The sequence below is a fragment of the Pseudomonas sp. CCOS 191 genome, assembly GCF_001007005.1.
Lineage (GTDB): Bacteria > Pseudomonadota > Gammaproteobacteria > Pseudomonadales > Pseudomonadaceae > Aquipseudomonas > Aquipseudomonas soli.
The window spans coordinates 3,535,131-3,545,028 of sequence record NZ_LN847264.1 but is presented as its reverse complement, the minus strand read 5'-3'; the positions used below and the strand labels follow the sequence as shown (position 1 = coordinate 3,545,028).

Below are 9,898 nucleotides of genomic sequence, written 5' to 3'. Positions count from 1 at the left end.
GTTGGCTCAATGCGCCCCGGCGCCCTTGCTCAGGTCGCTCTCGGCCCAGTCGGTGTAGATGCACGCATCCGCCACGGCCCAGCGCACCCTGACCTGGTCGCCCGGCTGCATGGGCATGCCCGCGGCGGACAGCGCCTTGACCGTTAGCGCCGTGCCGCCCTGGGTGACCACGTGGCAGGTCTGGCTTTCGCCGAGGAACAGCAGCTCGGCGACCGTGGCGGTGACTTCGTTCCAGCCTGCCGGCAAGGGTTCACGCGCCGCCTGCTCGACGGTCAGCGCCAGGGCTTTCTCCGGGCGTACCATGATCAGCGCTTCCTGGCCGTTGGCCAGGCCCGGGGTCAGGCGCACCGTTACCGGCTGGCCCTCGAAGTGCCCGGCGCCGTTGCCGCTGGCAGTGAAACGCAGGAAGTTGGAGTTGCCCAGGAACGAGGCGACGAAGGCATTCGGCGGGTTCTGGTAGAGGTCGTAGCCGGTGCCCAGGCCGACGATGCGGCCATGGCTGAAGATGGCGATGCGCTGGGACAGGCGCATTGCCTCCTCCTGGTCGTGGGTCACGTAGACGATGGTGATGCCCAGGCGCCGGTGCAACTGGCGCAGTTCGTCCTGCAGGTCTTCGCGCAGCTTCTTGTCCAGCGCGCCGAGCGGCTCGTCCATCAGCAGGATGCGCGGCTCGTACACCAGCGCCCGGGCGATCGCCACGCGCTGTTGCTGGCCGCCGGACATCTGCGAGGGCTTGCGGTGGGCGAAGGGTTCCAGGCGTACCAGCTTGAGCATCGCCTCCACGCGCTTGCGGGTCTCGTCGGCGCCGAGCTTGCGGATGGCCAGGGGGAAGCCGATGTTGTCGCGCACGTTCAGGTGCGGGAACAGCGAGTAGCGCTGGAACACCATGCCGATGTCGCGCTTGTGCGGCGGCACGTTGACCAGCGACTGGCCGTCGACCAGGATCTCGCCACTGCTGGGCGTCTCGAAGCCGGCCAGCATCGACAGGGTAGTGGACTTGCCCGAGCCGCTGGAGCCGAGGAAGGTGAGGAACTCGCCGTCCTGGATCTCAAGGTCGAGGTTGTCCACGGCGGTGAAGTCGCCGTAGTGCTTGTTCAGGCCGCGCAGGCTGACCAAGGTCTGGTTGCGGGTATCGTCTTTGATCACTGCACTCATTGTCATTGTCTCCGGGCAGTCAGGCGTTTTCGGCGCGCCGGCGCAGGGCGGCGGCAATGAACATCACAAGCAGGGACAGGCCGATCAGCAGCGTCGAGGCCACCGCGATCACCGGGCTCAGGTCCTGGCGCAGGGTGGTCCACATCTTCACCGGCAGGGTCTGCAGGTCGGGGCTGGCCATCATCACGCTCAGCACCACCTCGTCCCACGACACCAGGAAGGCGAACAGGCCACCGGCGATCATCCCCGGGCGGATCGCCGGGAAGGTCACCTTGACGATCGCCTGCAGGCGCGAGGCGCCGCAGATCACCGCGGCGTCCTCGATGGACTGGTCGAACAGCTTGAGCGAGTTGATGATCGAGATGATGGTGAAGGGCAGGGCGACGATCACGTGGCTCACCACGAAGGCGAACAAGGTGCCGGTGTAGCCCAGCTTGAGGAACAGCGCGTACACCGCCACGGCGATGATCACCAGGGGCACGATCATCGGCATGGTGAACAGCCCGTACAGCAGCTCACGGCCCGGGAAGCGACCGCGCACCAGGGCAAAGGCGGTGGGCAGGCCGAGCGCCACGGCGGCGAAGGTGGTGAGCAGCGCCACCTTGAGGCTGGCCAGCGCCGCGTCCATCCACTCGGGGTTGGCGAAGAACTGCGCGTACCACTTGAAGGTCCAGCCCGGTGGCGGGAACACCAGCCACTGTGACGAGCCGAACGACAGCAGGATGATGAACACCACCGGCAGCAGCAGGAAGGCGGCGATCAGCCCGGTGGTCAGGTACAGCCCGGTGCGCAGCGGGCGACCCATGGCATTGGGGGAAAGCAGCATGGCGGTTTACCTCGCGTTGCCGACCGGGGACTCCGGCTGCAGCTTCAGGTACAGGTAGAAGAGCACCAGGGTGATCACCACCAGCAGCGCGGCGGCGGCGCTGGCCAGGCCCCAGTTGAGGAACGACTGCACCTGCTGGATGATGAACTCGGGCAGCATCATGTTCTGCGCGCCGCCGAGCAGGGCCGGGGTGACGTAGTAACCGAGCGACATCACGAACACCATCAGCGCGCCGGAGAACAGCCCCGAGCGGCACAGCGGCAGGAACACCTTCCAGAAGTTGGTCCAGGGGCTGGCGCCGCAGATCGAGCCTGCCTGCAGCACCATCGGGTCGATGGCGTGCATGGTCGCCTGCAACGGCAGGACGATGAACGGGATCATGATGTAGCTCATGCCGATCACCACGCCGGTGAGGTTGTGCACCATCTCCAGCGGGGCGTCGATGATGCCCATGGCCATCAACGCCTTGTTGATCACCCCCGAACTCTGCAGCAGCACCAGCCACGAGTAGGTGCGCGCCAGCAGGCTGGTCCACATCGACAGCAGCACGATGTTCAGCAGCCAGCGGCCCCAGCCCTTGGGCACCAGGGTGATCGCCCAGGCCAGCGGGAAGCCCAGCAGCACGCTGATCAGGGTGACCAGGCCGGCCACCGAGAAGGTGTTGAACAGTACCCGGGCATAGGCCGAGTTGGCGAACAGCTGCGCATAGTTGCCAAGGCCCGGCTCGGGCTCGAGCACACCGCGCAGCAGCAGGCCGACCAGCGGGGCAAAGAAGAACAGGCCGAGGAACAGCAGCGCCGGCAGCAGGTTGCGGCTGCCGCGCCAGCGTTGGCTGATGGGCGGGCGACGCTCGGCCGCCCCGGGAGCGCCGGTGCCGCTGGGGGCACCTTGCGCGTTGTGCAGGGCATTGATGGCGACTTTCATTTGACCAGCCACTCATTCCAGCGGGCGGCGATGGCCTGGCCGTTTTTCGCCCAGTAGGCGAAGTCCAGGGTCACCTGGTCCTGGGCGTAGGCGGTCGGCAGGTTCGGCGCCAGGTCTTTGTCGAGCTTGGCCACGCTGTCGACGTTGACCGGGGCATAGGCGGTCTTGTTGGCGAACTCGGCCTGGCCTTCGGCGCTGCTGGCGTTGGCCAGGAACTTCATGGCTGCGTCCTTGTTCTTCGCGCCCTTGGGGATGACCAGGAAATCGGCCATGACCAGGTTCTGCTTCCAGCTCACGCCGACCGGCGCGCCGTCCTGCTGCAAGGCATACACGCGGCCGTTCCAGAACTGCCCGAGCGAGGCTTCACCCGAGGCCAGCAGTTGCTGCGACTGGGCGCCGCCGCCCCACCAGACGATGTCCTTCTTGATGGTGTCGAGCTTCTTGAAGGCGCGGTCCAGGTCCAGTGGGTAGAGCTTGTCGGGCGCCACGCCGTCGGCCAGCAGGGCCAGTTCGAGCACGCCGGGGCTGGGCCACTTGTACAGGGCGCGCTTGCCGGGGTAGGTCTTGGTGTCGAACAGGGCGGACCAGTCCACCGGCTTGTTGGCGCCGAGCTTGCCCTCGTTGAAGCCGAGCACGAAGGAGAAGAAGAACGAGCCGACGCCATGGTCGGAGACGAAGCGCGGGTCGATCTTGTCGCGCTGGATCTGCTTGAAGTCGAGGGGTTCGAGCAGGCCTTCGCTGGCGGCGCGCAGGGCGAAGTCGGCTTCGACATCGACCACGTCCCACTGCACGTTGCCGCTTTCGACCATGGCCTTGAGCTTGCCGTAGTCGGTGGGGCCGTCCTGCACCACCTTGATGCCGGACGCCTTGCTGAAGGGTTCGGCCCATGCGGCCTTCTGCGCATCCTGGGTGGTCCCGCCCCAGCTGACGAAGTTCAGGCTGTCGGCCGCCTGGGTGGCCTGGCAGGCCAGGGTCAGCAGGCTGGCGGACAGCACTGCGGTTACTCGTTTGCTCAACAGCATGGTTACGCCCTCGTTGCTTTTGTTATTCGAGGCGGGCTTCTGTCGCCCGCCAATCATGTTCGGGGAGCAGCGTCAAACGGGTGGAGCGTGGCCGTCATGTCAGTGTAGGTGCGGCCGGCAGAATTCAAGGTCTACGGAATGTCATATTATGGTATTCCAAACTTTTCGCAAGAGGTGGGCGCTGACCGGCCATCACTCCGCGTGGCGACAGGGCCGCTTTGCGGCCCATCGCCGGCAAGCCGGCTCCCACAGATACGGCGCGGCTCTCAGGGGTTGCGAGGTCCCTGTGGGAGCCAGCTGACAGGCAGTGCTTGCAGCCACGTGAAATCAATTGCCCTCGAACGGAATGCTCTGCACCACCTCCAGCTCGTACCCGGCCAGCCCGGCGTACTTGAGCGGCGGCCCCAGGTGACGCAGCTTGCCTACGCCCAGGTCCTGGAGAATCTGCGCCCCGGTGCCAACCTCCGAGTAGACCTTCGACTGGCCGCGCTGGTAGGGCCGTACCGGCTGAGTCAATTGCGGCACGCGTTCGAGCAAGGCTTGAGAGGATTCATGATTGGCCAGGATCACCACCACCCCGGCACCTTCTTCGGCGACCTTCTGCAGCGCCGCCCACAGCGTCCAGTTGGCCGGGCCTGCATACTCGGCGCCGACCAGGTCGCGCAGCGGGTCGATCACATGCACGCGCACCAGGGTGGGCTGCTCGCGGCGGATCTCGCCCATGACCATGGCCATGTGCACGCCGCCTTCGATGCGGTCTTCGTAGGTGACCAGGCGGAACGTGCCGTGCACCGTGGGCAATGCGCGTTCACCGATGCGCTTGATGGTCTGCTCGGTGCTCAGCCGGTAGTGGATCAGGTCGGCGATGGTGCCGATCTTGATGCCATGCTGGGCGGCGAACACTTCCAGGTCCGGCCGGCGGGCCATGCTGCCGTCGTCATTGAGCACCTCAACGATCACCGATGCTGGGCTGAAGCCTGCCAGGCGGGCCAGGTCGCAACCGGCCTCGGTGTGCCCGGCGCGGGTCAGCACGCCGCCTTCACGGGCGCGCAGGGGGAAGATATGACCGGGCTGCACCAGGTCTTCGGGGCGGGCATCGGCGGCCATGGCCGCGGCGATGGTGCGCGCCCGGTCGGCGGCGGAAATGCCGGTGGTCACGCCACTGGCGGCCTCGATCGACACGGTGAAGGCTGTGCCGAACACGCTGGCGTTGCTTGGCACCATCTGTTCCAGGCCCAGGCGCTGGCAGTGTTCGTCGGTCAGCGTCAGGCAGATCAGGCCACGCGCCTCGCGGGCCATGAAGTTGATGGAATGGGCGTCGCAGCGCTCGGCGGCGATCAGCAGGTCGCCTTCGTTTTCCCGGTCCTCGTCGTCCACCAGCAGGACCATCCGGCCCTGGCGATAGTCCTCGAGGAGTTCTTCGATGCTGTTGAAGGCCATGTTGCACGCTCATGCTGGTCAAGAAAGTTTTATGGTATACCATAATACGAAAATGACCATGCAACAGGAGCGCGACGAATGAAGGCCTACTGGATCGCCCACGTGGACGTCACCGACCCCGAGCAATACCTGCAATACACCCAGCGCGCCCCGGCGGCGTTTGTCGCCTTCGGCGGGCGCTTCCTGGCCCGGGGCGGGCGCAGCGAGGCGCTGGAGGGGCGGGCGACGCCGCAGCGCAGCGTGGTGATCGAGTTCGATTCCTATGAGCAGGCCGTGGCCTGCTATCGCTCGGACCTGTACCAGGAGGCCTGCCGCCATCGCCAGGGCGCGGCGATGGCGCAGGTGATCATCGTCGAGGGGCTCGCGCCCTGATCAGACCCGCAGGTGCGGGCCTTTCTTCTCGGGGTTGCTGTCGGTGGCAATGGCTGTCGGCTTGTCTGCTGTGGGCAATGGTTCGTCCTGCACGGGTTGATGTTCGGCCGGTTGCTGCTGATTGCGCGTGCGCAGCAACGACAGCAGCACGCCGCCGAGCAACAGCCCGAACGTGACCCCCAGCGAAATCCCGGCCGGTACCTTGCCCACCAGCCCGTGCCAGAAGATCTTGCAGCCGATGAAAATCAGCACCAACGCCAGCGCGTACTTGAGGTAGACGAAGCGGTGCATCAGCGCCGCCAGGGCGAAGTACAGCGAGCGCAGGCCGAGGATGGCGAAGATGTTCGAGGTGTAGACGATGAACGGGTCCTGGGTGATGGCGAAGATCGCCGGCACGCTGTCGACGGCGAACACCAGGTCGGCCAGCTCGATCAGCACCAGGGCCAGGAACAGCGGCGTGGCATAGCGGATGGCGCGGTCGGTTCCGGGCGGCGTGAGGTGGACGAAGAAGTGCCGGCCATGCAGCTGGTCGGTTACCCGCATGTGCCGACGCACGAAGCGCAGCACCGGGTTGTTGGCCAGGTCCGGGTGGGCGTCATCCTTGGACAGGGCCATCTTCACCCCGGTGAACAGCAGGAAGGCGCCGAAGATATACAGCACCCAGGCGAAGTGCTGCACCAGCGCGGCGCCCACGCCGATCATGATCGCCCGTAGCACCACCACTCCGAGGATGCCCCAGAACAGCACGCGGTGCTGATAGCGGCGGGGGATGGCGAAGAAGCTGAAGATCATCGCCATGACGAACACGTTGTCCATCGACAACGACTGCTCGACCAGGAAACCCGTATAGAACTCCAGCGCCGGCTGTGCCCCGAGTTCATACCAGACCCATACGCCGAACAGCACGCCGACGCTGAAGTAGCCCGAATACAGCAGCAGGCTTTCGCGCATCTCGATCTCGCGGTCCTGGCGGTGCAGCACGCCGAGGTCGAGGACCAGCAAGGCGATGACGATGGTGATGAAGACCAGCCACAACCAGGTGCTGGTGCCGAGAAAAGGCGTGAAAAGGAATGTGTGCAGAGCCGTCATGAGCCCCTCCTTGATTGTCGACGTTGCATGGCAACAGTGATTCCGACATGGCGGCGCAAACCGTCAGAGGGGCCCGGCATCACATGCGATTGAGCCTAGTCGCGTTCGCCGGGGTTGCCGAATGGCAGGCTGTTACATTTCTTTGCCTGGATCCAATTAATGCGAAATATTCGCAATTGTAAAAAATTCGTAAAAACCCTAGGATGCGCCGCAGCCGTCGCAGAACGGGCGCATAACCACAACAATCGCCAGTGATTAGCCCCACCTGCATCAAGCAGACACAACAACTAGGGGTCGACAAGCGTGCAACGACAGCACTCTCTGAACACGGTTCAAAGGGCAGGGAACGCCACCACCGTCCGCCAGCGCCATCCGCTGGCACTGGCCATCCTCGCGGCAAGCCTTGCCGCGCCGGCCGGCCCGGCCTGGGCCGAAACCGCCAGCGGCAAGGGCACCCTGGAGCTGGGCGCCACCGCCATCACCGATACCGCGCTGGGCGAGACCACCGAAGGCAGCGGGTCCTACACCACCGGCGCCAGCCGCACCGCCACGCGCATGGCCTTGTCGCCACGGCAGACGCCGCAGTCGGTCACGGTCATCACCCGCCAGCAGATGGACGACCAGAACCTCACCAGCATCAGCGATGTGCTGGGCAAGACGCCTGGCGTCACCGTCACCAAGCTCGACAGCAACCGCGCCAGTTTCAAGGCCCGTGGCTTCGACATCGACAACTTCCAGGTCGATGGCATCCCGGCGGCCTTCCGCTTCGGCAATGGCATCGACCAGACCGACCTGGTGATCTACGACCGGGTCGAGGTGCTGCGTGGCGCCACGGGCCTGCTCAGTGGCTTCGGCAGCCCGTCGGCGACCGTCAACCTGGTACGCAAGCGGCCGACCCGCGAGTTGTCCGGCTATGTATCGTTCGGTGCCGGCAGCTGGGACACCTACCGTGGCGAGTTCGACATCGGCGGCGCGCTGACGCCGGACGGCAACGTGCGCGGGCGCCTGGTCACGGCCTACGAGGACGGCCAGTCGTTCATGGACAACCTGTCCGAGAAGAAGCAGGTGATGTACGGCATCGTCGAGGCCGACCTCAGCGATGACACCTTGCTCAGCGTCAGCCTGAGCCGCCAGAGCAACCGCCCGGAAGGTTCGTCCTGGGGGCCGTCGACACCTTTGCTGGACAGCCAGGGCAACCGTTTTGGCATGTCGCGCTCGTTCAACCCCGGGGCCAAGTGGAGTGCCTGGGACAACACCGCCGACAACCTGTTCGTCACCCTCGAGCAGCGCCTGGCCAACGACTGGACGCTCAAGGCCTCGGCCACGCGCAGCGAGACCGATGCGCCGATGCGCCTGGGTTCGGCGGCCAGTGGCTACCCCGATGCCGCCACGGGAGCCGGCATGGGCGTGTGGCTGGGCCGCTACCGCTACCAGACCGACCAGAACGCCTACGACCTGTATGCCAGTGGCCCGTTCCAGTTGCTGGGGCGTGAGCACGAGTTGGTAGCGGGTATTTCCCACCGTGACGTGCGCGCCCATGAAAGCAACTGGCCGTTCCTGTTCGGGGGCGCCAACATCTACCAGTGGCGCGGCGAGTTCAGCGAACCCGACTGGGGGCGTCCGCTGTCGAAGGTCGATACCCGTGTGCAGGAAGACGCGGCCTACCTGACCGGCCGCTTCAAGCCCACCGACAAACTGTCGGTGATCCTCGGTGGGCGCCTGTCCAACTGGCAGCTCGACAGCACCCGCCTGGACACCACCAGCGGCCAGCGCAGCAAGACCCAGGACCTGGAAGAGAACGGCGTGGTCGTACCCTATGCCGGGGTGGTCTATGACCTGGACGACAGCTGGTCGGTGTATGGCAGCTACACCAGCATCTTCAAACCGCACGAGACCGAGCAGGACGCCAACGGCAAGATGATCGAGCCGGAGGAGGGCGACGCCTATGAGCTGGGCCTGAAGGGCGAGTTCTACGACGGGCGTCTCAACGCCAGCCTGGCGCTGTTCGAGGTTCGCCAGGACAACCTCGCTGAGCTCGACCGCACCGACCCGGTCACCAACCGTGGCATCTACCGCGCGATCCAGGGCGCCAAGACCCGTGGCTTCGAGCTGGAAGTGGCGGGCGAGCTGACCCCGGACTGGCATGTGCAGGGTGGCTTCACCCACCGCATCACCCGCGATGGCGAGGGCGACAAGATCTCCACCATCGAGCCGGAGAACCTGCTGCGCCTGTCCACCACCTACCGCCTGCCGGGGGTGTGGAACAAGCTCACCGTGGGCGGCTCGGCCAACTGGCAGAGCAAGATCTAGAAGGACCTGGACAGCCCGGTGGCGGCGGGCGAGACCATCCGCTACACCCAGTCGAACTACCTGACCCTCGATGCGCTGGCGCGCTACCAGGTGACCGAGCAGTTGTCGGTGACTCTCAACGGCAACAACCTCACCGACAAGAAGTACTTCAACAACCTGGGCTTCTACAACGGCGGTTACTACGGTGACCCACGCAACTTCATGCTGACCACGCGCTACGCGTTCTGAGGGTACCCGCCACGGGGAAGCGGGCACGCCCGCTTCCTATGTGACGGGGGGGGCGGGCGCAGCCTCGGCGCCCCCCAGCAACGTCTGCAACCGCGCCAGCGCCGGCCCTTCATGCTGGCGGTCGAACACCTGCAGCGACACCTCCAGCAGCCCTTGCGCCGAGCGCGACACACGCTGCTCGCAGCGCAAGCGCAGGCGGCCCTGGTCGCATTCGAACTGCCTGACGCCTGGCCTGGCGCTGCCTTCCAGGCGCAGTTCGGCCAGGCGCCCCTGGGCGGCGAGCAAGGCCAGCGCCTTGTCGCGCAACAGCCCGTTCCCTTGGGTCATCAAGCCGCTGGCGCGCACGGCGGCGGCGATGGCCACCGCCACGATGGTCAACGCCACCAGCACTTCGATCAGGGTGAAACCATCCTCGGTGGCACGCACAGGGCACCTTTCGCGCAAGGCAAAGCAGCACTGTAGAGCGGCCCGATGACGCTTTGACGACGCCGACTCCCGAGCTTTTTCAATATCCGTGACATACCGCCTTGCC

The 9,898-nt window shown here is 65.7% G+C and carries 10 protein-coding genes; 3 read left to right on the top strand and 7 right to left on the bottom strand.

Annotated features, from left to right (window positions below; all coding sequences use genetic code 11):
* Positions 1-6: 6 nt before the first annotated feature.
* The 5 genes from CCOS191_RS15680 to ribBA form a co-directional block, all read right to left on the bottom strand.
* Positions 7-1,155: an ABC transporter ATP-binding protein gene (locus CCOS191_RS15680; RefSeq protein WP_046856012.1), complete on the bottom strand. Its 1,149-nt coding sequence runs from the start codon at positions 1,153-1,155 to the stop codon at positions 7-9.
* Positions 1,156-1,174: 19 nt separating this feature from the next.
* Positions 1,175-1,981: an ABC transporter permease gene (locus CCOS191_RS15675; protein ID WP_046856011.1), complete on the bottom strand. Its 807-nt coding sequence runs from the start codon at positions 1,979-1,981 to the stop codon at positions 1,175-1,177.
* Between the two features lie 6 nt (positions 1,982-1,987).
* A complete protein-coding gene (locus CCOS191_RS15670) occupies positions 1,988-2,905 on the bottom strand; it encodes an ABC transporter permease (protein WP_038705891.1) in 918 nt (305 codons plus the stop codon).
* Entirely contained in the window at positions 2,902-3,927 is a 1,026-nt protein-coding gene (locus CCOS191_RS15665) for a polyamine ABC transporter substrate-binding protein (protein ID WP_046856010.1), read from the bottom strand. Before CCOS191_RS15665 ends, CCOS191_RS15670 begins: the two co-directional genes overlap by 4 nt.
* Before the next feature lie 327 nt (positions 3,928-4,254).
* Positions 4,255-5,367, bottom strand: coding sequence for a bifunctional 3,4-dihydroxy-2-butanone-4-phosphate synthase/GTP cyclohydrolase II (gene ribBA, locus CCOS191_RS15660; RefSeq protein ID WP_046856009.1), 1,113 nt, complete (start codon positions 5,365-5,367; stop codon positions 4,255-4,257).
* Positions 5,368-5,445: 78 nt separating this feature from the next.
* Here ribBA and CCOS191_RS15655 point away from each other — a divergent pair, with 78 nt between their 5' ends.
* A complete protein-coding gene (locus CCOS191_RS15655) occupies positions 5,446-5,739 on the top strand; it encodes a DUF1330 domain-containing protein (protein WP_038705893.1) in 294 nt (97 codons plus the stop codon).
* Here the strand turns inward: CCOS191_RS15655 and CCOS191_RS15650 are convergent, their stop codons facing one another.
* Positions 5,740-6,828: a TerC family protein gene (locus CCOS191_RS15650; protein ID WP_046856008.1), complete on the bottom strand. Its 1,089-nt coding sequence runs from the start codon at positions 6,826-6,828 to the stop codon at positions 5,740-5,742. It lies immediately after the preceding gene.
* Positions 6,829-7,131: 303 nt separating this feature from the next.
* On the opposite strand from CCOS191_RS15650, the gene CCOS191_RS15645 reads away from it, so the two are divergent.
* On the top strand, positions 7,132-9,138 hold the full coding sequence (locus tag CCOS191_RS15645; protein WP_331711936.1) for a TonB-dependent siderophore receptor: 2,007 nt from the start codon (positions 7,132-7,134) through the stop codon (positions 9,136-9,138).
* A gap of 18 nt (positions 9,139-9,156) precedes the next feature.
* Positions 9,157-9,366 (top strand): hypothetical protein, encoded by a 210-nt coding sequence (locus tag CCOS191_RS28595; protein WP_331711935.1) that lies wholly within the window; start codon positions 9,157-9,159, stop codon positions 9,364-9,366.
* A gap of 36 nt (positions 9,367-9,402) precedes the next feature.
* Here the strand turns inward: CCOS191_RS28595 and gspI are convergent, their stop codons facing one another.
* Positions 9,403-9,792, bottom strand: coding sequence for a type II secretion system minor pseudopilin GspI (gene gspI / locus CCOS191_RS15640; protein ID WP_046856007.1), 390 nt, complete (start codon positions 9,790-9,792; stop codon positions 9,403-9,405).
* Positions 9,793-9,898: the final 106 nt, after the last annotated feature.